1 protein-coding gene is annotated in these 1078 nt (G+C 37.8%); it reads right to left on the bottom strand.

Translation table 11 applies throughout. From position 1 onward, the window contains the following. On the bottom strand, nucleotides 1-997 hold a 997-nt coding region (locus FXV91_RS19585; RefSeq protein ID WP_229392470.1), incomplete at its 3' end, for a CARDB domain-containing protein. Nucleotides 998-1078: the final 81 nt, after the last annotated feature.

Below are 1078 nucleotides of genomic sequence, written 5' to 3'. Positions count from 1 at the left end.
GAGCAGATTTGCCTTCTTTGTTAGACATATCAGCATAAGCTGAAACTGAATGGCTTCCAGCACTTACTTCTCTATCTACTGTCCATGTAAAAATGGCTGGTTCAGAAAATCCTGCAGGAAGATCATCAATCTCTTTGTAACCTACAAGTTTTTCATCCACATATAAGCAAAGATAAGAACTATCTCCAGTGCTCAAACTACCTTGRTTTTGARAGGTTACTGTGAATGTGACAGTATCACCGGTTTYAGGACTTGCAGGATCCCAAGTTATGCTTTCAATCACAAKGTCTGGTTGCTGAGCAGTTATCTCAAAGTTTTCTGTCTTATAATTATTTGATTCAGAGACTTCATCAATCGTAGCATATTTGCCTTCTTTGTTAGACATATCAGCATAAGCTGAAACTGAATGGCTTCCACCACTTACTTCTCTATCTACTGTCCATGTAAAAATAGCTGGTTCAGAAGATCCAGAAGGTAGATCGCTGACCTTTTTAGAATYCACAYKTTTTTCATCTACATATAAGCAAAGATAGGAACTGTCTCCAGTGCTCAAACTACCCTGATTTTTACAAGATACCRTGAATGTAACAGTATCACCAGTTTTAGGATTTGCAGGATCCCAAGTTATGCTTTCAATCACAAGGTCTGGTTGCTGAGCAGTTATCTCAAAGTTTTCTGTCATTTTATTGTTTGACTCGGAAACTTCATTAATCTGAGCAGATTTGCCTTCTTTGTTAGACATATCAGCATAAGCTGAAACTGAATGGCTTCCAGCACTTACTTCTCTATCTACTGTCCATGTAAAAATGGCTGGTTCAGAAAATCCTGCAGGAAGATCATCAATCTCTTTGTAACCTACAAGTTTTTCATCCACATATAAGCAAAGATAAGAACTATCTCCAGTGCTCAAACTACCTTGATTTTGARAGGTTACTGTGAATGTGACAGTATCACCKGTTTTAGGAYTTGCAGGATCCCAAGTTATGCTTTCAATCACAAGGTCTGGCWTGCTGAGCAGTTATCTCAAAGTTTTCTGTCTTATAATTATTTGATTCAGAGACTTCATCAATCGTAGCAT

The organism is Methanosarcina sp. DH2 (assembly GCF_020804225.1).
Taxonomy (GTDB): domain Archaea; phylum Halobacteriota; class Methanosarcinia; order Methanosarcinales; family Methanosarcinaceae; genus Methanosarcina.
The sequence above is the reverse complement of the archived record's forward strand: the minus strand, read 5'-3'. Positions and strand labels throughout refer to the sequence as shown.